22 protein-coding genes are annotated in these 20,673 nt (G+C 75.0%); 13 read left to right on the top strand and 9 right to left on the bottom strand.

All coding sequences use genetic code 11. The annotated features are described in order from the left end of the window. Window positions 1-88: 88 nt before the first annotated feature. From H291_RS0110305 to H291_RS0110295, 3 genes are all read right to left on the bottom strand, one after another. Window positions 89-586, bottom strand: coding sequence for a hypothetical protein (locus tag H291_RS0110305; protein WP_020014914.1), 498 nt, complete (start codon window positions 584-586; stop codon window positions 89-91). 75 nt (window positions 587-661) lie between these two features. Further along, entirely contained in the window at window positions 662-1,639 is a 978-nt protein-coding gene (locus H291_RS0110300; RefSeq protein ID WP_020014913.1) for a universal stress protein, read from the bottom strand. Next, window positions 1,636-2,169, bottom strand: a complete 534-nt coding sequence (locus H291_RS0110295) for a flavodoxin family protein (protein ID WP_020014912.1) — start codon at window positions 2,167-2,169, stop codon at window positions 1,636-1,638. Before H291_RS0110295 ends, H291_RS0110300 begins: the two co-directional genes overlap by 4 nt. A 193-nt stretch (window positions 2,170-2,362) precedes the next feature. Between H291_RS0110295 and H291_RS0110290 the strand changes: the two genes are divergently transcribed. Beyond that, window positions 2,363-3,322, top strand: coding sequence for an Acg family FMN-binding oxidoreductase (locus H291_RS0110290; protein WP_020014911.1), 960 nt, complete (start codon window positions 2,363-2,365; stop codon window positions 3,320-3,322). Between the two features lie 53 nt (window positions 3,323-3,375). After that, entirely contained in the window at window positions 3,376-4,269 is an 894-nt protein-coding gene (locus H291_RS0110285) for a universal stress protein (RefSeq protein ID WP_020014910.1), read from the top strand. On the opposite strand, the gene H291_RS0110280 is transcribed toward H291_RS0110285, so the two are convergent. Continuing rightward, on the bottom strand, window positions 4,256-5,080 hold the full coding sequence (locus H291_RS0110280) for an alpha/beta fold hydrolase (protein WP_026365608.1): 825 nt from the start codon (window positions 5,078-5,080) through the stop codon (window positions 4,256-4,258). The two genes, H291_RS0110285 and H291_RS0110280, sit on opposite strands and share 14 nt — an antisense overlap. 141 nt (window positions 5,081-5,221) lie before the next feature. Beyond that, window positions 5,222-5,608, bottom strand: a complete 387-nt coding sequence (locus H291_RS0110275) for a VOC family protein (protein WP_020014908.1) — start codon at window positions 5,606-5,608, stop codon at window positions 5,222-5,224. A 188-nt stretch (window positions 5,609-5,796) separates the two neighbouring features. On the opposite strand from H291_RS0110275, the gene H291_RS33735 reads away from it, so the two are divergent. From H291_RS33735 to H291_RS0110250, 5 genes are all read left to right on the top strand, one after another. Beyond that, complete coding sequence (locus tag H291_RS33735) at window positions 5,797-6,324, top strand: hypothetical protein (RefSeq protein ID WP_033325872.1); 528 nt, start codon at window positions 5,797-5,799, stop codon at window positions 6,322-6,324. Between the two features lie 5 nt (window positions 6,325-6,329). Next, on the top strand, window positions 6,330-7,295 hold the full coding sequence (locus tag H291_RS0110265) for a hypothetical protein (protein WP_157236802.1): 966 nt from the start codon (window positions 6,330-6,332) through the stop codon (window positions 7,293-7,295). After that, window positions 7,292-7,780 carry a DUF6153 family protein gene (locus tag H291_RS0110260; protein ID WP_157236801.1) on the top strand — a complete coding sequence of 163 codons (489 nt, stop codon included), beginning with the start codon at window positions 7,292-7,294 and terminating at the stop codon, window positions 7,778-7,780. Before H291_RS0110265 ends, H291_RS0110260 begins: the two co-directional genes overlap by 4 nt. A gap of 109 nt (window positions 7,781-7,889) precedes the next feature. Further along, the gene (locus H291_RS0110255; RefSeq protein ID WP_020014905.1) at window positions 7,890-8,426 is read left to right on the top strand and encodes a DUF305 domain-containing protein; all 537 of its coding nucleotides are present in this window, start codon (window positions 7,890-7,892) and stop codon (window positions 8,424-8,426) included. 59 nt (window positions 8,427-8,485) lie between these two features. Further along, window positions 8,486-9,940 (top strand): copper resistance CopC family protein, encoded by a 1,455-nt coding sequence (locus tag H291_RS0110250; RefSeq protein WP_020014904.1) that lies wholly within the window; start codon window positions 8,486-8,488, stop codon window positions 9,938-9,940. On the opposite strand, the gene H291_RS0110245 is transcribed toward H291_RS0110250, so the two are convergent. Then, window positions 9,918-10,895: an endonuclease/exonuclease/phosphatase family protein gene (locus tag H291_RS0110245; RefSeq protein WP_020014903.1), complete on the bottom strand. Its 978-nt coding sequence runs from the start codon at window positions 10,893-10,895 to the stop codon at window positions 9,918-9,920. The two genes, H291_RS0110250 and H291_RS0110245, sit on opposite strands and share 23 nt — an antisense overlap. 189 nt (window positions 10,896-11,084) lie before the next feature. Between H291_RS0110245 and H291_RS0110240 the strand changes: the two genes are divergently transcribed. Beyond that, window positions 11,085-11,345: a zf-HC2 domain-containing protein gene (locus tag H291_RS0110240; protein ID WP_198012443.1), complete on the top strand. Its 261-nt coding sequence runs from the start codon at window positions 11,085-11,087 to the stop codon at window positions 11,343-11,345. On the opposite strand, the gene H291_RS0110235 is transcribed toward H291_RS0110240, so the two are convergent. Next, window positions 11,342-12,352, bottom strand: coding sequence for a helix-turn-helix transcriptional regulator (locus H291_RS0110235; protein WP_020014901.1), 1,011 nt, complete (start codon window positions 12,350-12,352; stop codon window positions 11,342-11,344). The genes H291_RS0110240 and H291_RS0110235 overlap by 4 nt on opposite strands. Before the next feature lie 110 nt (window positions 12,353-12,462). Between H291_RS0110235 and H291_RS0110230 the strand changes: the two genes are divergently transcribed. The 3 genes from H291_RS0110230 to H291_RS0110220 all read left to right on the top strand — a co-directional run bounded on the left by H291_RS0110230 (window position 12,463) and on the right by H291_RS0110220 (window position 14,645). Beyond that, on the top strand, window positions 12,463-12,930 hold the full coding sequence (locus H291_RS0110230; protein WP_020014900.1) for a VOC family protein: 468 nt from the start codon (window positions 12,463-12,465) through the stop codon (window positions 12,928-12,930). A gap of 159 nt (window positions 12,931-13,089) precedes the next feature. Then, on the top strand, window positions 13,090-14,364 hold the full coding sequence (locus H291_RS0110225; RefSeq protein WP_020014899.1) for an inorganic phosphate transporter: 1,275 nt from the start codon (window positions 13,090-13,092) through the stop codon (window positions 14,362-14,364). Continuing rightward, window positions 14,361-14,645, top strand: coding sequence for a hypothetical protein (locus H291_RS0110220; RefSeq protein WP_020014898.1), 285 nt, complete (start codon window positions 14,361-14,363; stop codon window positions 14,643-14,645). The genes H291_RS0110225 and H291_RS0110220 overlap by 4 nt, the downstream gene beginning before the upstream one ends. Window positions 14,646-14,757: 112 nt before the next feature. Here the strand turns inward: H291_RS0110220 and H291_RS0110215 are convergent, their stop codons facing one another. Together H291_RS0110215 and H291_RS29465 are read right to left on the bottom strand one after the other, a co-directional pair. After that, window positions 14,758-16,929 (bottom strand): ArnT family glycosyltransferase, encoded by a 2,172-nt coding sequence (locus tag H291_RS0110215; protein ID WP_020014897.1) that lies wholly within the window; start codon window positions 16,927-16,929, stop codon window positions 14,758-14,760. Further along, window positions 16,926-18,221: a bifunctional glycosyltransferase family 2/GtrA family protein gene (locus tag H291_RS29465; RefSeq protein ID WP_020014896.1), complete on the bottom strand. Its 1,296-nt coding sequence runs from the start codon at window positions 18,219-18,221 to the stop codon at window positions 16,926-16,928. The genes H291_RS0110215 and H291_RS29465 overlap by 4 nt, the downstream gene beginning before the upstream one ends. A gap of 155 nt (window positions 18,222-18,376) precedes the next feature. Between H291_RS29465 and H291_RS0110205 the strand changes: the two genes are divergently transcribed. After that, the gene (locus tag H291_RS0110205; RefSeq protein WP_020014895.1) at window positions 18,377-19,147 is read left to right on the top strand and encodes a response regulator transcription factor; all 771 of its coding nucleotides are present in this window, start codon (window positions 18,377-18,379) and stop codon (window positions 19,145-19,147) included. After that, on the top strand, window positions 19,140-20,648 hold the full coding sequence (locus tag H291_RS0110200; RefSeq protein ID WP_232216018.1) for a sensor histidine kinase: 1,509 nt from the start codon (window positions 19,140-19,142) through the stop codon (window positions 20,646-20,648). The genes H291_RS0110205 and H291_RS0110200 overlap by 8 nt, the downstream gene beginning before the upstream one ends. Window positions 20,649-20,673 lie beyond the last annotated feature (25 nt).

The raw sequence follows: 20,673 nt of genomic DNA, 5'->3' as shown, positions 1-20,673 counted from the left end.
GGGTCACCGCGCGACCAGGGCCGGCACCACCCGGTGCCGGCCCTGGTCCCTGACTGCCGTCCCTGCCTGCCGTCCCTGCCTGCTGCCCTTACCTGCTGTCCTTCTTGCCCTGCCGCCGCGCGCCCTGCGCCTTGGTCGACGCGTCGCGCTTCTTGCCGCCGGTCGTCTTCTGGTGGCTGCGGGCACGGCCGGGCCCGACCTTGTCCGCCTTGGGGTTGGCCGACGTCTTCGGGCCGGACGACCTGCCCGTCTTCGCCTGGGCCAGCCGCTCCTCCTTGAGGGCCTCGGCCTGGAGGTGCGCGACGTGCGCCAGCCGCCCGCTGACGATCGCCAGCGCCTCCTCGAACGCGGCGGCGCGCCAGCGGGCCTTGCCGCCCTTGGGCGCGGCCTTGCCCCGGCCGCCGGCGGCCTTCACGTCCTGCGCCGCCTTGCGCCGGTAGTTCTTGACGTGCTTGTTGCGTGCCCGGCGCACCCGCCGGTGCAGGTCGAGCAGCTCGTCCTCGTCGAGTGCCTTGAGCCGCTTGGGTTCGAGCTCGCGCACCAGCGCGAGCTCGTCGTCCTTGAGCACCCACAGGTAGTCGTCCATCGCTGACCGTCCTTAGCGCCGGGTCCTGGGCCTCTCCCACCTTCGCAGGTCTGGCCCGGCCCGGCGCGGCGGGCGTCAGTTCTTCAGGATCTCGCCCGCGCTCTCCAGGACCAGCGGGACGCCGTCGCCCGTCCAGCGCAGCGGGAGCACCTCGACCGGGGTGTCGCAGGCGGTCAGGATCGCGCGCGGCGTGCGCCCCAGGCGGGCCGGGTGCCGCATCCCGCGGTGGTGGCGCGCGACCATGAGCACGTCGGCGTCGGAGGCCGCGGCGACCAGCACCGCGTCGGGTCGTCCCGGGACCACCGCCGTCTCGACGGACACGGTCGGGTAGACGGCGGACCACTCGCCCACGACCTGTTCCAGGAGCCGGTCGGCGACCGCGACCGAGTCGTCGGAGTAGGCGTCCGCGACGCCCAGGTCCACGGCGAGGTCAGGGACCTCCACGGCGTGCACCACCCGCACCGCGGCGTGCCGCGCGGCCGCCGTCGACAGCGCGTGGCTGAGCAGCTCGCCGGCGCTGGTGAACGTCTTGATGCCCACCACGATGCGGCCGATCCGGGTCTCCTGCCAGCGTGCGGGGACCACGGTCACGGGCAGGTCCACCCGCCCGACGACCTCGGCCGTCGTCGCCCGCGCGACCAGGCGCTCGGCCCCGCGCCGCGTCTCCCGGCCGAGCACCATCAGGTCCCCGGAGGACGACGCCGTCACCAGCTGCGCCACGCGCGGGCCGAGGGCGAGCACCGGCTCGATCTCGAGGTCCGGGGCGGCGGCCCGGGCCCTGGCCGCCTCGCGGTTCACGGTGCCGCGGCCCGCGCGCTCCAGGTAGTCGACGTCGCCGGCCTCGGCGGGCCACAGCCCGCTCTCGGGCAGCGGCGCCGGCACCACGTGCACCATGCGCATGCCGCTGCCACGCAGCCGGGCCTCGTTGATCGCGTACCGGACGGCGCCCGCGCTGCGGTCGCTCCCGTCGACGGCGACGACGACCGGGGCGGGCCGCTGCTCGGCGTCCGCGGGACTCGACTCCTCCGTGGTCCGGGCCCAGGCGCGGATCACGAGGGCCGCCTGGCGGGCCGGTGCTCCACGACCTCGGCACCCACCGTCTTGCCCCAGGCGTGGGCGCGGTCGAGCTCGCCGTCGGCCAGCGGCCCCGTGATGTCGGCGACGCGGAAGCTCGCGGGGGCCGTGACCAGGGCGTAGCCCAGCCGGTCCAGCCGCCGCCCGGCCGCCCGTGCCGCGGAACCCGTCAGGCGGGACGTGGCGCGCGTGTCGAACGCCGTGGCCGCCGTCGGCGTGCACACGCCCGGCAGCCCGCCGAGCCACTCGCGGATGCCCTCGTCGCGGGAGATGACGGCTGTGGCCCGGCCCGCGGCGTCGCGCCGAGTCGACGGCCAGGACATGCTGAAGGCGTGCGTCGGCCCGCCTACGACCAGCAGGGTGACGTCGGCCGGGACCGTGCGGGGCGCCGCCCCCACCTCGACGACGTCGGCGTGCATCGAAGCCTCGATCCCTTCCGCGACCGCCCGCGCGACCGCCTGGGTGTTGCCGAACATCGACTCGTAGACCACCAGGGCACGCATCGTCATCAACTCCTTGCTTCCTGTCTCCACGCTCCGTTCCGGGGGCCGCCGCCCGGCAGGGCCGTCCGGCCCCGGTCGTCGGGACCTTTGGCCCGTGCCTGGCCCGGGGGCTCACGCGAAGACTGGGCGAGACGGTGCAGCACTCGTACGCGGGGCCGGCGTCCGGACCCGGTGGCGAGCACGTGACGGGAGCAAGGACATGGACGTCGTCGACGCACGGGTGGAGCGGATCCTGCGGGCCGGTGCGAGCGCCCCGAGCGTGTACAACACGCAGCCGTGGAAGGTGAGCTTCGCCGGCCGCACGATGTCCCTGCGGGCCGACCCGGCCCGGCAGCTGCGGCACTGCGACCCGCACGGCCGCGAGATGCTGATCAGCTGCGGGGCGTTCCTGTTCAACGCGCGGACCGCGGCGCGCCGCGAGTCGCTGACCGCCGTCGTCCGCCTGCTGCCGGACCCGCACGACGACCTGCTGGTGGCGGAGGTGGACCTGGAGCCGGGCCCGGTCCCGAACACGGACGAGCTGGAGCTGTCGGTGGCGATCGCGCGGCGCACGACGTCGCGGGTGCCGTTCGACGACCAGCCGCTGTTCACGGACGTGATGCTGGCCATCCAGCAGGCCGCCCGGGACGAGCGCGGGGACCTGCGGCCGATCCAGCCGTCGGAGCCGGTGCGCGCGGAGGTCCTGGGGCTGGTGCGGCGGGCGGAGTCGCTCGCCGCCGAGGACCCGGTGGCCCGGGACGAGGAGCTGGCGTGGACGGCCACGGACGCGGACCGCACGGACGGCATCCCCCGCGACCTGCTGGGCCACGCACCCGACGACGACGGCGCACCGGTCCGGCGGTTCCTCGCCAGCACGGGGACGGTCCCGTTCGAGCAGCGGACGACGATGGCGCTGCTCTCCACCCCGGGCGACTCGCCGCGGGACTGGATCACGGCGGGCCAGGCGCTGGAGCACGCGCTGCTGGTGGCCACCACCTACTTCGTGCACGCGTCGTTCGCGACCACCGTGCTGGAGAACCCGACGACGCGGCACGACCTGCGCCAGGCCCTGGCCCTGGACGCGGCGCCGCAGATGCTCATGCGGCTGGGGTACAGCTCGGTGCCCCTGCGCACTCCCCGACGCACCACGGAGCAGCTCACCGTGCCCCGCGACGGATGACGGAGGCGCCCGGGGACAGCCCGGCGTCCTGAGGAGACGAGGAGTCGGTCCCGATGGCGGATACGAACGCCGGCCCGGTGGTGGTCGGCGTGGACGGGTCCGCCTCGTCGACCCAGGCCGTGCACTGGTCCGCGCTGGAGGCCGCCCGGCGCGGCGTACCGCTGGTGCTCGTGCACGTGTGGACGCCCCTGCCCGTGTCCGTGCCGCACGCCGCGACGCTCGGGCACTACGAGGACGGGCTGGTCGCGCGCGGCAACCAGTGGCTGGCGGAGGCGTCGGTGGTGGCGCAGGACGCGGCGCCGGGCCTGACCACGGGCACCCGGATGTCGAGCGGCTCGGTGGCCGGGCAGCTCATCGGGCGGTCGGCGTCGGCGGGCCTGCTGGTGCTCGGCTCACGCGGCCTGGGCGGCTTCACCGGGCTGCTGGTCGGCTCGACGGCGGTGGCCGTCACGGCCTACGGGCACTGCCCGGTCGTCGTCGTCCGGGGCGCGACGCTGAACGGCCTGAGCCGGCAGGACGGGCCGGTCGTGGTCGGCGTGGACGGGCCGTCGACCGACGGCGACCCGATCCGGTTCGCGTGCCGGGCGGCCGCCCTGCGGAACGTGCCGCTGGTCGCCGTGCACGCCTGGAGCGACCTGCCCCTGACCGCCGCGTGGGAGCTGACCACGTACTGGCAGACGATCCGGCTGGCCGAGGCCGAGGCCCTGAGCGACCGGCTCGCGGTGTACCGGGCGGAGTACCCGGAGGTGCGGGTCGAGCAGGTCGTGGTCCGGGACGGCCCGGTCCACGCCCTGCTCGACCACAGCACCACCGCCCAGCTCGTCGTGGTGGGCTCCCGTGGCCGCGGCGGGTTCCGCGGCCTGCTGCTGGGATCCACGAGCCAGGCCCTGGTCTACCACTCGGCCTGCCCCGTGGCGGTGGTGCCCGCCGGCGTCAGGAGCGGATGAACTCCAGCAGGTCGGCGTTGATCACGTCCGCGTGCGTCGTCGGCATGCCGTGCGGGAAGCCCGCGTACGTCTTCAGCGTGCCGTTCTGCAGCAGCTCGGCCGACATCGGGCCGGCGTTCGCGTACGGGACGATCTGGTCGTCGTCGCCGTGCATGACCAGCACCGGGACCGTGATCTTGCGCAGGTCGTCGGTGAAGTCGGTCTCCGAGAACGCCGCGATGCCATCGTAGTGGGCCTTGGCGCCGCCCTGCATGCCCTGCCGCCACCAGTTGCGCACCAGCGGCTCACGGGTCTCGACGCCGGGCCGGTTGAACCCGTAGAACGGGCCCGCCGGCAGCGCGTGGTAGAACTCGCTGCGGCTCGCGGCGAGCTGGGCGCGCAGGTCGTCGAACACGCTCTTGGGCAGGCCGCCGGGGTTGGCGTCGGTCTGCACCATCAGCGGCGGCACGGCCGCGATGATCGCGGCCTTGGCCACCCGGTCCTCGCCGTGCCGCGCGATGTAGTGCACCACCTCGCCGCCGCCGGTGGAGTGCCCCACGTGGACGGCGTCGCGGAGGTCCAGGTGGGCGGTCACCGCGGCCAGGTCGTCCGCGTAGTGGTCCATGTCGTGGCCGTCGCCCACCTGGGTCGACCGGCCGTGGCCCCTGCGGTCGTGGGCGATGACGCGGTAGCCCTGCTGCAGGAAGAACAGCATCTGGGCGTCCCAGTCGTCCGACGACAGGGGCCAGCCGTGGCTGAAGACGATGGGCTGCCCCGTCCCCCAGTCCTTGTAGAAGATCTCGATGCCCTCGTCAGTCACAATCTTCGGCACGTCTCGCTCCGTTCGCTGGTGCTGGGGCCCGGCTGCCCGAGCCGTCCTGCCAGCATCCACCGACCCGGCGGCGCTCGCAGGCCAGGATCGGCCCCACGACTGACTTTCCCGGGTGATTTCCGGGCCTGGATCAGGCCGGGATCAGTCCTGGATCAGGCCGATGACGTTGCCGGCCGGGTCGGCGATCCACCCGATCGTGGGGCCCTCGGCGGGGTCGGTGCTGCGGGCCACGCCGTGCTCGTCCTGCTCGAACCCCGGGTACCGCAGCAGGCTCAGCCCGGCGGCCTCGAGCTCCGCCACCGCCGCGTCGATGTCCGGCACCACGAGGTTGAGCACCGTGTACGACGCCGGGACGTGCGCCTCGCCCTTGGGGTAGACGAACACGGTCGAGCCCTCGGTCAGCTCGATCTCCAGGCCGCCCATGTCGTTGGGCCGGGCGGGCAGGCCGAGGGTGTCGCGGTAGAAGGTCAGGGCCTTGTCGGCGTCGTCCACGGAGAAGCCGCTGAAGCTGCGCAGGGTGGTGACCATGGTGGGTTCCTCTCGTCGGGATCGGTACCCACGGCTGACGCCGGCCGGGCGCGGAACTCATCGGCCGGCCCCTGGCACGGACCCGGGCAAGGATCCGGGCCAGGATCACCCGTGGTGCGCGGCGCGGGCCGTATCACGTCGTGGCCGGCGCGCCTCCCTCCGGGTAGGCGGACGAGGAGGTGCGCCTGATGCGACACCCGACCCACTCCCGGCCCGTCCGGCGGCACGCGCCGGCGGCCCTGCTCCTGGCCCTCGTGCTCTGCGCCGGGACGTCCTGCGCCTGGGGTGGTGGCGAGGACACCTCCGGCGGGGACACCGAGCAGACGGACAGCACCGATGACGGCGGCGGCGGGACCGGCGGTGGCGGAGGCGGGGACAACGGCGGAGGCGGCGGCGGTGGCGGGCAGCCCTCCCCGATCCGGGTGAGCCGCGCCACGGAGCAGAGCGGCAGCGGCGCGAGCGTGGCGGCGGTCGCGGAGCAGACGGCGCGCGAGATGGCGGCCGAGTGCCCCGGCGGGGAGCTGTGCGTCACCATCTACTTCAAGCCGGAGGTCGGCGACTGCGACTACTCCGGCTCGGACCCCGCGGCCGGTGAGCTGATCGAGGTCGGTGCCACGCTCACCCTCTTCGGCGTCTGCGACGAGACCCCGGACCCCAGCCCCGAGGAGGACGGCGAGCCGACCGAGGACGACACCGGCGCCACCGGCGACGGGTGACCGCCGTGCCCGACCAGGTTCAGCCCGCGCCGGAGGAACAGCCCGCGGAGCAGCCCGGGGAGAGCACCTCCGTCGACGTCGGCCGGGTGGCCCGCATCGCGACCGAGATCGTCGCGCCCGCCACCCTCGTGACCGCGCTGCTGTACTTCTTCGGCCGCAAGCAGACCACATTCTTCTACGACTACTTCGGCGTGGAGGTCTCCTCGCTCCAGCTCACCACGACCGACTACCTGTTCCTGGCGCAGGACGGCCTGCTGGTGCCGCTCGCGGTCGTGGCCACGGGGGTGCTGGTGGCCCTGTGGGTGCGGGGCGGGTCCGTCGCGCACCCACCCCGGCCCGACGTCGAGCTGCGGGTCCTGCGGGTGGCCGGCGGCGTCGGTCTGGCCGGCCTGCTGTTCGGACTGGTCCAGGTGTTCTGGCCCGGGCTGGGCCTGGCGGGCTGGGTGCCGACCTGGCTGGCGCCGCTGTGCCTGGCGGGCGGCGTCCTGCTGCTCGGCCTCGCCATCCGCAGGCGTCGGATGCTGCTGCGGGCCGAGGACCCGGCGTGGGTGCCGCCGTCGCAGGCCGCCCGGCTGGTCGAGTGGGGCGCGATGTTCGTGCTCGTGGCGGTCGCCCTGTTCTGGGCGGTGGCCGACTACTCCGCCGCCGTCGGCCACGCGCGGGCCCAGGAGTTCGCCCAGGACCTGCCGGCGTACTCGTCGGTGGTGCTGCACTCCACCACGGACCTGCGGATCGTCGAGCCGGGCGTCACGGCCACCCGGTGCCCGGCGGACGAGGAGGGGTTCCGCCACCGGTACGACGGCCTCGTGCTCATGGTCGTCGCGGGCGGCCAGTACGTGCTGGTCCCCCGGGCCTGGACGCCCGAGACCGCGAGCGTCGTCTCGGTCCCCGTGACCGACGGCGTCCGCCTGGACCACCTGAGCCCCTCGTCGACCGGCCGCGATCCGGTAGCCTCCGTGCCGTGCGCGTGATCTCGCTCCTTCGTTCGGCCTTCGCCGGTCCCCGCCGGGGTCCCGTCGGGGCGCTGGCGATCCTGACGGTCATCGTCGGCGTGGTCACGATGCACTCGATGAGCGGGTCGCCGACGTCGCACGGGCACGCCGTGCCGCACGAGACCTCCGTGGCCGCCGTCGAGCAGGCCGGCACCGCGCAGGCCGGCGCCGCGCAGGCCACCGCGGGACCGGTCCTGGCCCAGGGCCAGACCCAGGTCCTGCCCCAGGCGCCCGACGGCCACGCCGACGACGAGGGCTCCTGCTGCGAGGGCTGCGGCGGGCACGACGCCGCCATGGCGATGTGCCTGATGATCCTCGTCGCGCTGCTGGGCCTCGTGGCGCCCGTGCGCCGCCTCCTGTGGCGGGCCCCGCTGGAGCTCGCGATGTCCCTGACGCCGGCGCTCGCCGTCGTCCGCGACCTCGCCGCGCCCAGCCTGCACGACCTCTGCATCTCCCGGACGTAGACCCGGGGCCGGCGCGCACCGCGCGCCGACCCGACGAGCGTGACCGTGCCCCAGCGCGGTCGCGCCGATGAGTGCTACCCGAGACCGAAGCAGAAGCAGAGGAAAGACCATGAAGCGCACCCTCATGTCCGCGATCGCCCTGGCCGGGGCCCTGGCCCTGGCCGCGTGCTCAGGTTCCGAGCAGGCCGGCCACAACGACGCGGACGTCATGTTCGCGCAGATGATGATCCCGCACCACGAGCAGGCGATCGAGATGTCGGACGTCGTTCTGGCGCGGCCGGACGCCGACCCGCAGGTGGCCGAGCTGGCCACGCAGATCAAGGCGGCGCAGGCCCCCGAGATCGAGGAGCTCGACGGCTGGCTCGACACGTGGGGCGCCGAGCGCACCGCGGAGCACGACGGCCACGCCGGGATGGACGGCATGGTGACCGAGGAGGACCTCCAGGCGCTGGGCGCCGCCACCGGCCCCGACGGCGACCGCCTGTTCCTGGAGCAGATGGTGGCCCACCACGAGGGCGCCGTGGAGATGGCGCAGGCCCAGGTGGAGTCGGGCGAGGACGCGGGCGCGGTCGAGATGGCGCAGACCATCGTCGACACGCAGGCGGCCGAGATCGAGACGATGAAGCAGCTCCTCGCCTCGATGTGACCGACCGGTGGTGCGCCGGCACGAGCCGGCGCACCACCCCCTCCCGAAGGAGCGCGCACATGCGCAGAACGCTCGCCGGGGCGCGCCCCGGCACGGCCCTGACCCGCACGGCCGCCGGCCTGCTCGCGGCCCTGCTGCTCACGGCCCCGCTGCTGACGCCGTGGGCGCCGCCCGCCGCCGCGCACACCCGCCTGGAGTCGACGGCGCCCGCCGACGGCTCCACCGCGCGGGCCCCGGTCACCGAGGTCACGCTGCGGTTCACCCTGCCCGTGAGCCCGCTCGGCGACGGCATGGTCATCGAGGGCCCCGACGGCGCGGTCCCGGCCGACGTCGCCGCGGCCCAGGACGGCGTGGTCCTCGTCGCGACGCCGGCCGCGGCGCTGCCCGCGGGCCGCTACACCGTGACCTGGACCGCCGCCGCCCAGGACGGCCACCCGCTGGAGGGCACGTTCGGGTTCGCGGTCGCGGCCGCCGCACCCACGGCGACGCCGTCCGCGACCCCCTCCGCGACCCCCTCGCCGTCGCCCTCGGGCCACGACACGAGCGGGATGAGCGGCATGGACCACGACATGGGCCACGACGCGGCCGACATGGACTCCCCCGCGACGGACGCCGCAGGCGCGGTCGCCCGGATCGGGGGCGCGGGCGCGCTCTGGGGCGTCCTGGTCGCGGGCGGTGGGCTGGCCTTCGCGGCCCTGGTGCTACGCGGCCGGGACGAGGCCGACGTGCCCACCGTGCTGCGCCTGGTCCGCTGGTCGGGCGCGGTGCTGCTCGCGGGCCTCATGGTGCGCGTGCTCGCGGGGTCGGTGCTCGTGGCGCACGGCGACCTCGCGGCCGCCGTGTCCCCGGCCGCGATCGCCGACTCGCTCACCGGCACCACGCGATGGGACGTGGGTCTGCAGGCCGCGGGCGGCGTCGCGATCACCGCGGGCGCCTGGCGCTCGCTGCCGGGGTCCTGGGCCGCCGCGCTCGGCACCGGGCTGGCCGGCGCCGGGCAGGTGCTCGCCGGGCACAGCAACACCGTCGAGCCGCGCTGGCTCGTCATCACCGCCGACGTCGCGCACCTCGCGGCCGCCGCCGTCTGGGTGGGCGGCGTCGTCTCGCTCGCGCTGCTGCTGCGGGCCCGCCGCCGGCACGGCCGCGACCTCGACGCCGCGCTGCTGGGCGCCCGGTTCTCCGTCGTGGCGGCCGTGGCCGCCGCCGTGGTCGGCGTGGCCGGGGTGGCGCTCACCGTCGGCATCCTCGACCACCCGGCGCAGCTCCGGGAGAGCGAGTGGGGCCTGTTCCTGCTGGCCAAGGTCGCCCTCGTGGTGCTGGTCGCGGCCGTCGGCGCGCACAACCACTTCCAGGTGGTCCCCCGGCTCACCGCCCGACGCCGCGGCGTGGTGCGGCACGCGGGGCGCTCGGCCACCGCGGGCGGCGTCCTGCGGCGCAGCACCGGCCGGGAGACGGCGCTCATGGTGGTGATCGTGCTGCTCACGGCCTGGCTGGTCACGGCGTCGGTGGGGCACTGAACTCCAGCCACAGCGGGTAGTGGTCGCTCAGCCGCCAGGACACCTGGGTCCGCGTGAGGTCGCGCAGCGCGTGCGGGACGAAGTCGAAGCTGCCGCCCCGGCCCGTGTACGTGAGCCCGTCGAGGAGGGAGGGCGCGCCGGGCCGGGCGGGGTCGCTGAACCAGGCGATCTGGTCGTACTGGTGCCGGTCCTTGTCGTCGTCGAAGATCGTGCGCGGCACCTCGTTCAGCTCGGCGGGCGGCCACAGGCCGGTCGAGGCGAACGCGGCGAACAGCGGGTCGTCGAGCCGGTCGAGGTTGAAGTCGCCGAGCACCAGGAGGTTGTGGTTCCAGTCGCCGGGCCGGTCGGCCCAGCCCCGCATCCAGGTGGCGAACGCCGTCAGCTCGCCGATCCGGTCGGCCGGCCTCTCACCCCACAGCACGTGCACGGTGGTCAGGATGAACTCGGTGCCCCCGCGCACGAACCCGGCGGCGTACGGGGTGCGGGCGAACTGCTCGACGTCGTTCCGCGCGTCCGCGGGCAGCACCAGCTCCCCGACCAGGCCGGAGGCCTGGACCCGCTCGGAGTCGTAGACGTAGGCGAGGCGCTCGCCGTTGCCGGGGCCGCCCTCGGTGACGTCCGAGGCGATGACCTTGTACCGCGGGCCCAGCAGGCTCAGCAGCGCGAACAGGGCGGTCGTGTCGCGCCGGGTCTCCTGGACGGCCGTCACGTCGAACCGGCGGACCACCTCGGCGATGCAGGTCAGCGCGTGCCAGTCGCGCCGGGGGCTGTCGTCCTGCGTGGAGCGCCACTTGTGCGTCAGGTCGCCGAAGGCACGGATGTTCCACGTGCCGATCAGGAGGTCGGCGGTGGCCTTGGCGGGGACCTGGGCGGCCAGCGCGGCGCCCACCCGGGCGGCGTCGTCGGTGACCGCGCCGGGCACCGGCCCGGGTGGCGGGGCGATGGTCGTGGTCATGGGACATCACCTGCGTACTGCTGAGGGAACCACCGGTACGTGAGAAGAGGGCGGCCGACGAAACGCTGATACCACCCGCGCTCGGGAGAAGGGGGTCATATCACAGCAAAATTTCGATGCTTCCTCATCCAAGGTGAGACTGCTGTCAGCCGGTCGACACCGGGCAGCGTGCGCAGGGGGCAGGTTCGCGTGACGTTCAAGAGTGCACTGTGTACAGACGAGCCCGGGGCCGGGGCAGACTTCGGCCCCGCGCGGGCCGAGCAGCCGGAGTGCCGGTCCGCCCGCGCGGCCATCCCCGGCTACCTCGACCGGCGGCTCGACGCCCGCCACCAGCGCCGCTTCGAGGCGCACATCGACAGGTGCGCCGGGTGCATCCGCGCGTTCATCGACGTGCGCCAGGTGGGCTGGGCGCGGCGCAGCGCGAGCGGCGCCCGGTCCTGGCTCGACTAGGGCTCTGCAGGCAACGGCTCGGCGGCCCGCGCGGCGCGCCGGGACAGGTCGGCGAAGGCTGCGCGCAGGGCGGGCGGTCCCACCACCTCGATCTCCGCGTCGAACCGGGCCAGACCGGCCGCCAGGCCCGCCCACGACCACGAGCCGGTGCGCAGCCGGGTGCGGTCCGGGCCCAGCGCCTCGGCCAGGCCGTCGCCCGCGAACGCCGCCACCCGCGCGGCGGGCAGGCCGAGGATCACCTCGCCGGCGCACGGCCAGGCGTCGCCGCTCGCGGAGCCCTTGAACCGGGCCTCGAGGAACGCGCCGACGTCGCCGCCCGGCACGGGCCGCGGGCTGAACCGCGGCCCGTTCGGGACGCGCGGTGTCATCCGGTCCACGCGGTAGGTGCGCCACTGACCCGGCTCCGGCGCCCAGCCGACGAGGTACCAGCGGCCGGAGCGGACCACGAGGTGGTGCGGCTGCACCCGCCGGGGCGGTGTCGCCGTCTCCGCGGGGTCGGCGGGGCTCCCGGGCACGGCGTAGTCGAACCGCACCTCCTCGCGGGAGCGGACGGCGGCGCTGAGCGCGAGCAGCACCCCGGTGTCGACGCCGTCCCCGGCCCCGGGCGGCCCCGCGGCCGTCACCTCCAGGGCGTCGACCCGCTGCCGCAGCCGCGCGGGCAGCACCTGGCGCACCGTGGTCAGGGCGCGGGCGGCGGCCTCCTCGACGCCTGCCCCGGTCGCGACGGCGGTGCGCAGCGCGACGGCCAGGGCGACCGCCTGCTCGTCGTCGAACAGCAGGGGCGGCAGGTCGGTGCCGGCGCCGAGCCGGTAGCCGCCGTCGGGCCCGCGGGCCGTGCGGACGGGGTAGCCGAGCTCGCGCAGGCGGTCGACGTCGCGGCGCACGGTGCGGTCGCTGACGCCGAGCCGGTACGCGAGCTGCTCGGCCGGCCAGTCGCGCCGGACCTGCAGCAGGGAGAGCAGCGAGAGCAGCCGCGTGGAGGTGGCGGTGGAGGGGGCCGTGGGCATGACTCCCACGGTGCCACGAGTACCGGACGTTCCCTGTCCGGTACCGCTGCGAGATTGGTGCTTGCCGTCGGAGACCTCCGGCGGTGAGCCCACCGCGTAAGGACCGCACCATGTCGATCGCCACCGTCGCCCACCTGAACTTCCACGGCCAGGCCCGCGCCGCCCTGGAGTTCTACCAGTCCGTGTTCGGCGGGCAGCTGCTCGTCACCACCTACGGCGACCTGGGCCTGCCGGCCGACCAGCCCGACGCCGCCAAGGTGGTGTTCGGCCAGGTCGTCGCCGACGACGGCTTCCGGGTCATGGCCTACGACGTGCCCGGGACGACCACCCCGGCGACGCCCGCAGCCCCGACCACCCGCCGCGAGAACGGCGCCACCATCACGTCGGAGCCGTTCTTCCTGTCCGTGCGCGGCGACAGCGTCGAGGAGGTCGGCGCCCTGTGGGAGCGGCTGGCCGAGGGCGCCACCGTCGTCGAGCCGTACGCGCCGGCGCAGTGGGCGCCCGCGTTCGGCATGCTGACCGACCGCTTCGGGGTCACCTGGGTGCTCGACGTCGCCGCGGAGTACAGCCCGGCCTGACGCCGCCGTCCGGCACCGCCGACACCTGGCGACCGCCCCAGCGCACCGGGGTGGTCGCCAGGTTAACAACAGATGAACGCTCGACGAACAGTCACCGGCCAGCCGGGAAAAACGCGGATCCGCCCAGTTTCCCCTCGCATGATCGAGGCCGTGACAGAAATGCTCCTGCTCGCGCTCGTCGTCGTGACCGCGCTCGCCTTCGACTTCACGAACGGATTTCACGACACGGGCAACGCGATGGCCACCTCCATCGCGACCCGAGCCCTCAAGCCCAAGACGGCCGTCGCGCTGTCCGCCGTCCTCAACCTCGTCGGCGCGTTCCTCTCGCTCGCCGTGGCCGCGACGATCGCCAAGGGCATCGTCGACGCCCAGGTGATCACGCTGCCGGTGGTGCTCGCCGGCCTGGTGGGCGGCATCATCTGGAACCTGCTCACCTGGCTGCTCGGCATCCCCTCCAGCTCCTCGCACGCACTGGTGGGCGGCATGGTCGGCGCCGTGCTGGCCGCCGTCGGCACCTCAGGCGTGCTGTGGACCGGCGTGGTGTCCAAGGTGCTGGTGCCCGCCCTGCTGGCCCCGCTCATCGCGATCGCCGTGGCCGGCCTCGGCACCTGGTGCGTCGCCAAGCTGACCCGCGGCGTGCCGCAGGACCTGACCAACCGCGGGTTCCGCTGGGGCCAGATCGGCTCCGCCTCGCTCGTCTCGCTGGCGCACGGCACCAACGACGCGCAGAAGTCGATGGGCATCATCCTGCTCGCGCTCATCGCGGGCGGCGCCGTGCCCGCCGACGCCGGTGTGCCGCTCTGGGTGATCCTGAGCTGCGCCATCGCCATGGCGCTCGGCACCTACCTGGGCGGCTGGCGCGTCATCCGCACGCTCGGCAAGGGGCTCGTCGAGATCGACACCCGGCAGGGCATGGCCGCCGAGACGTCGTCGGCCGCCGTCATCCTGCTGTCCAGCCACTTCGGGTTCTCCCTGTCGACGACGCACGTGGCCACCGGCTCCGTGCTCGGCTCGGGCGTGGGCATGCCCGGCGCGAAGGTGCGCTGGAGCGTGGCCGGGCGCATGTTCGTGGCCTGGGCGCTCACCCTCCCGGCCGCGGGCCTGGTCGGCGCGCTGTGCCACTGGATCGAGTCCGCGATCGGCGGGACCGCCGGCTTCCTCGCCGTGTTCGGCGTGCTCGTGATCTCGTCGGCGGCCATCTGGGTCGTGTCGCGCCGCAAGCCGGTCGACCACACCAACGTCAACGAGGAGTGGGACGAGGCCAAGGGCGCCGACATCGAGGCCGTCGCCGCCACGACGGGCGAGGCAGGCGGCGAGCGCATCGCCCCCGTGCCCGCCGTCGCGACCGCGTCCTCCGTGGGCCCGGCCATCGAGTCCGTGGGGACGATCAGCGGCCCGGGAACGGACGCCGCACCGAAGGGAGACGTGCGATGAGCGACTTCATCGAGTGGGGCGCGCTGGGCCAGGTGCTCGTGGCGGGCGTGCTGGTCGGCGCCGGGATCCCCGCGCTGTTCGCGCTGGGGCTGCGCCTGCTGGCGGGGACGACGGCGGACGCCGCGCCCGCTGCCGATCCGGGCGCCGCGCCCGAGCCAGGGGCCGCGACGGCGACGCCGCGGCCCACGCCGCTGCGGCTGGCCGGGGCGGTCCTGTGCCTCGTGGTCGTGGTCGGGGCGGTCGCCACGGGGCTGTTCGTGGTGGTGTCGGGCGGGCACTGACGCCGGCCGGACAGCGCGTCACCGTGGCGTCGGTAGTCGGCAGTCGGCATCGAGATCGGTCCAGGCTTGGACCGATCTCGATGCCGACTGCCGACCTCACTGTCCCGACCTGTCAGACGTCCGCCGTGCCGCCGGACGTCACGGTCGACGTCTGGGTCTGGGTCGTGGCGCCCGTCAGGTCGTAGAGCGTGACGCCGTCGACCGTCGTGGCGGTGAAGTTCTCCTCCACCCACGCGGCGATCTCGCTGGAGGCCGACGAGCCGCCGTTCTGGCCGCCGAACCCGCCGCCGCCGATGAACCAGTGGATCTCACCGGCCGCGACGTACTCCTGGAACTGCTCCAGCGTGGGTGACGGGTCGGACCCGTTGAAGCCGCCGATCGCCATCACCGGCTCCTCGGTCTCCAGCTGGTAGGACGCCGCGTTCTGCGAGCCGACGGCGGCCGCGGCCCAGGTGTAGCTGTCGGCGTCCTGCAGCAGGAGCTGCGCGACCTCGTCGGACACGTCGGCGCCGTCGAGCAGGCCGCCCATGCCGCCGCCCGCGCCACCACCACCGCCCATGCCGCCGTCCTGGCCGGTCTGGCCCTGACCGCCGGGCATGGTGCCCTGGGTCCCGGTCGGCGGCTGCATCTGACCACCCTGGCCACCCTGCCCGCCCGTGGGCGGCTGGCCCGTCTGGCCGCCGCCGGTCTGGCCTCCCTGACCACCCGTGGGCGGCTGGCCCATCTGCCCGCCGCCGGGCATCCCGCCCCCGCCCATGCCGCCGAACCCCGACGACACGGTCGGCCCCGCGGTCACGATCGACCCGGTGTGCGCGGTCGCGACGGTCTGCAGCGTGTACGCCGTCGGGCCGGCGAGCCCGGCCACCAGCGCGAGCACCGCGCCCGCCCTCGCCAGCGCGCCGAGCTGCGGCCGCAGGGCCGCCGCGGCCAGCGCGAGCGTGCCGAGCACGCCCACGGCCAGGACGGTCCAGCGCAGCCAGGGCAGCCAGTCGGCGCTGCGGCCGAGCAGCACGACGGTCCACGCCGTCGTCGTGCCCGACGCCGCCGCGAGCACCCACAGCGCCCACGGCCGGTGCCGCTCGGACCAGAGGGTCCAGCCGCCGATGCCGACCAGGGCCGCGACGGGCGCCGCGAGCGCCACCGTGTAGTAGGCGTGGAAGATGCCGGCCATGAAGGAGAAGGTCACGGCGGTGACCAGCAGCAGCGACAGCCAGCCGACGACGGCGGCGCGGCGCACGTCGGTGCGGGGTGCCCGGCCGCGGGCCCACAGGGCGCCTGCCGCGAGGATGAGCGCGGCGGGGACGAGCCACGTGATCTGGCCGCCGTTCTCGGCGTCGAACAGGCGGGTGAGGCCGGTGGAGCCGCCGAACCCGCCGCCCATGCCGCCACCCCCGCCGACGGAGCCCTCCTCGTCGCCGGTGATGCGGCCGAGGCCGTTGTAGCCGAAGGTCAGCTCGAGGAACGAGTTGGTCTGGGAGCCGCCGACGTAGGGGCGCAGCGAGGCGGGCACGAGCTCGACGAGCGCGACCCACCAGCCGCCGGCCACGACCATGGCGGCCAGGCCGAGCAGGCTGTCGCGGACGCGGCGGCCGATCCCGACGGGCGCGGCCCACAGGAACATGAGCGCGAGGCTCGGCAGCACGAGGAACGCCTGGAGCTGCTTGGTCAGGAACGCGACGCCGACCAGGGCGCCGGCGAGCACCATCCACCGGGTGGTGCGGGGCCCCTCGACCGCACGCAGCACGGCGGCCACGGCCCCGGTGAGCAGGAGCAGCAGGAGCGCGTCGGGGTTGTTGAACCGGAACATCAGGGCCGCGACCGGCGTCAGGGCCAGGGCGGCGCCGGCGAGCAGGGCGGCCTGCGCGGAGAAGGCGCGGCGCACGCTGGCGTACAGGACGCCGACCGTGGCCACGCCCATCAGCGCCTGCGGCACGAGGATCGACCACGACGACAGGCCGAACAGCCGCACGGACAGCGCCATGACCCACAGCGAGGCGGGCGGCTTGTCCACGGTGATGGATCCGGCGGCGTCGGACGCGCCGTAGAGGAACGCGGTCCACGACTCGGAGCCGGCCTGCACGGCCGCGGAGTAGAACGAGTTGGCCCAGCCGGAGGCGGACAGGCCCCACAGGTACAGGACCGCGGTGACGATCAGCAGGCCGGCGAGCGCAGGGCGCTCCCAGCGGGCGCGGGCCGCCACGGGGGCGGTTTCAGGGGCGGCGTCGGCGGGCGGCTGCACGACGACGGGCACGCCCGAGCCGGGGTGGGCGGAGACGGCGGTCATGACGGGTTCCTCTCGGAGAAGGTTGCGGGAGCGGGGCGGAACACCCAGACCCGCAGCAGCACGAACCGCAGCAGGGTCGCGACCAGGTTGGCGGCGACAAGCACTCCGAGCTCGACGCCGCGGCCGGCGTCGGGGGCCGCGGTGTGCAGCACGCCCAGCGAACCGGCGGTCAGGGCCCAGGCCAGGGCGAACACGACGAGCCCCTGGCCGTGGTGCGTGCCGAGCCGCGCGGGGCCGCGCACGCCGAAGGTCAGGCGGCGGTTGGCCGCGGTGTTGGCGACCGCGGTGAGCACGAGCGCGGTGAAGTTGGCGGCCTGCGCCCCGGTGACCGGCGCGAGCAGCAGGTAGAGCAGCACGTAGGCCACGGTGCTCGCGGCGCCGACCAGGCCGAACCGCACGAGCTGGTGCAGCAGCAGGGCGCGGCGGGGTTCGAGGGCGGGCGGGCCGGCGTCGTCGGCCCCGTGGGCCCAGACGGCGCCCGGGAGGTGCGCGCGGACCTCGTTTAGCGGCAGGCGGCCGGAGACCAGGTCGCGGCCCAGGCGCGCGATGCCGCGCACGTCGGCCAGGGCGGTCCGGGCGATGTCGACGCGGCTGTCGGGGTCGTCGACCCAGTCCACCGGCACCTCGTGGATGCGCAGGCCCGCGCGCTCGGCCAGCACGAGCAGCTCGGTGTCGAAGAACCACTGCGTGTCGGCCACCAGGGGCAGCAGCTCGCGGGCGGCGTCGGCCCGGATGGCCTTGAAGCCGCACTGCGCGTCGGAGAACCGGGCGGCCAGGGTGCCGCGCAGCAGCAGGTTGTAGCCGCGGGAGATGAGCTCGCGCTTGGGGCCGCGCACGATGCGGGAGCCGCGGGCCAGCCGGGTGCCGATCGCGAGGTGCGAGTGGCCGGAGACCAGCGGCGCGACCAGGGGCAGCAGGGCCGACAGGTCGGTCGACAGGTCGACGTCCATGTAGGCGAGCACCTGCGCGTCGGACGCGAGCCAGGCGGTGTGCAGGGCGCGGCCGCGGCCCTTGGCGTCCAGGTGCAGCACCTGGACGCCGTCGAGCTCGGCCGGCAGGCGGCGGGCGACGTCGAGGGTGCCGTCGGTCGACGCGTTGTCGACCACGGTGATCCGCGCCGGGTAGGGGAAGCGGGTGGTCAGGTAGGAGTGGGCGGCCCGCACCGCACGCTCGAGACCGTGCTCCTCGTTGTAGACGGGGATGACGAGGTCGAGCACGGGCGCCACGGTGGCGCGCCCGGGGTCGTCGGGTGCCGGCCGGGGACCGGCGTCGGAGGTGAGCGATGTGTCCATACCGGCGATCGTGGGCGGCCGACCCCGGGGTGAAACTGTGGCGAGGCTATGCATCTCATGTGACCCGACGCCGTGGGGCGACGGGCCCGCGGACGCATAGCCGACGCACAGGTTCAGCACAGGAAGAACCCCGGGTCCGGGGTCACCCTGGGAACATGACCACCGCACCCGCGCCCGGCGCCTCCGTCGACCAGCCCCGCCTGACCCGGGCCGACGGCTCGCCCGTCCGCGCGCTCGTGGTCGACGACGAGCCGAACATCGCCGAGCTCCTGACGTCCGCGCTGCGCCTGGAGGGCATGGACGTCACCACCGCCCTGGACGGCCTCTCCGCGATCCGCGCCGTGCGCGAGTCCGTGCCCGACATCGTGGTGCTCGACATCATGCTGCCCGACATGGACGGGCTCACCGTGCTGCGCCGGCTGCGCCAGCACGGCGACCGGATCCCGGTGCTGTTCCTCACCGCGCGGGACGCCGTCGAGGACCGTGTCACCGGGCTCACCGCCGGCGGCGACGACTACGTGACCAAGCCCTTCAGCCTGGAGGAGGTCGTGGCCCGGCTGCGCGGCCTGCTGCGCCGCGGGGGCGCCACCACGCGCGACGAGGACGCCGTCCTGACCGTCGGCGACCTCCGGCTGGACGAGGACGCGCACGAGGTGTGGCGCGGGGCCGACGAGATCCACCTCACCGCCACCGAGTTCGAGCTGCTGCGTTACCTGATGCGCAACGCCCGGCGCGTGCTGTCCAAGGCGCAGATCCTCGACCACGTGTGGAACTACGACTTCGGCGGGCAGGCCAACATCGTGGAGCTGTACATCTCCTACCTGCGCCGCAAGATCGACAAGGGGCGCGAGCCGATGATCCACACGCTGCGCGGCGTCGGCTACGTGCTGCGCGTCGCGAAGGGCTCGGACGAGGCCCGTGGCTGAGACCCGGCGACCCGCCGCCCGCCCGCCCATGACGCTGCGCCGGCGGCTGGTGGGCGTGCTCGCCGCCGTCGTGCTGGTCGTGACCGTGGGCCTGGCCGTGGCCTCCACGGCGGTGCTGCGCTCCCAGCTCGTCGCCGAGCTGGACCGCGCGCTCGACCAGGCCAGCGAGCGCGTCACGGACGGCCCGCCGCCCGGCGCGGACGGCGGGCCGCCCGCGCCCCAGCCGGGCCAGGACGGCTCCGCCGGGACGCCCACCTTCCCGGCCGGCATCGGCCCCGGCAGCGCCGTCGTGCGCTACGACGACGGCAAGCTCGTGTGGGCCGACCGCATCACCACCTCGCTCGACCGCGTGAGCCTCGACGACCAGCAGGTCGCCGAGCTCACCGCCGTCCCCGCCGACGGGCAGCCCCACGACGTCCGGCTCACCGGCCTCGGCTCGTTCCGCGCCGTGCACCGCACCACCGACGACGGCCAGGCGTCCGTCTTCGCGACCAGCACCGCGACCGTCGACACCACCGTGCAGCGGTACATCCTCGTGGAGGCCGCGCTCGGCGCCGTCGCGCTGCTCGCCGCCGTCGGCGTCGGCGCCTGGCTCGTGCGGCGCTCCCTGCGCCCGCTCGACGACGTGACCGCCGCCGCCAGCCGCGTCTCCGAGCTCGAGCTGTCCCGCGGCGCGATCGCCGCCATCCCGCGCGTCCGCGCCGACCTCACCGACGAGCGCACCGAGGTGGGCCAGGTCGGCGCGGCGCTCAACCGCATGCTGGAGAACGTCGAGGTGTCGCTCAAGGCCCGGCACGACTCCGAGACCCAGGTACGCAGCTTCGTCGCCGACGCCAGCCACGAGCTGCGCACGCCCCTGGCCTCGATCCGCGGCTACGCCGAGCTCGTGCACCGCGCCCCCGAGGACCTCGGGCCCACCGCCGAGCGGTCGCTCGACCGCATCGAGTCCGAGGCCATCCGCATGACCGGCCTCGTCGAGGACCTGCTGCTCCTGGCCCGGCTCGACGCCGGACGCCAGCTCGACCGCTCCCCCGTCGACCTGGCGGCGCTCGCCGTCGACGGCGTCATGGACGCCCACGCGGCCAGCCCGGACCGCACCTGGACGCTCGACCTGCCCGACGACGCCGACGACCTCGTCGTCACCGGCGACGAGGCCGGCCTGCGCCAGGTCATGGCCAACCTGCTGGCCAACGCCCGCACCCACACGCCGCCCGGCACGCGCGTGAACGTGCGGCTCGGGCGCGACGGGGACGCCGTGGTGCTCGACGTCGCCGACGACGGCCCGGGCATCCCCGCCGGGCTGCGGCCCGCGCTGTTCCACCGGTTCACGCGCGGCGACGTGGCCCGCAACCGCACCGGCGGCTCGACCGGCCTGGGGCTCGCGATCGCGGAGGCCATCGTGACCGAGCACCACGGGACGATCTCCGTGCGGTCGGCCACGGCGGACGAGGACGGCTCGCCGGGCACCACGTTCACGGTCCGCCTGCCGCACGCGGCGTGAACGCCCCGCCGGTGCTAAGAAGGAA

The organism is Promicromonospora sukumoe 327MFSha3.1 (assembly GCF_000385135.1).
GTDB lineage: Bacteria > Actinomycetota > Actinomycetes > Actinomycetales > Cellulomonadaceae > Promicromonospora > Promicromonospora sukumoe_B.
Note: the sequence above shows the minus strand (reverse complement) of the source record. Positions and strands in the feature narration are given on the sequence as shown.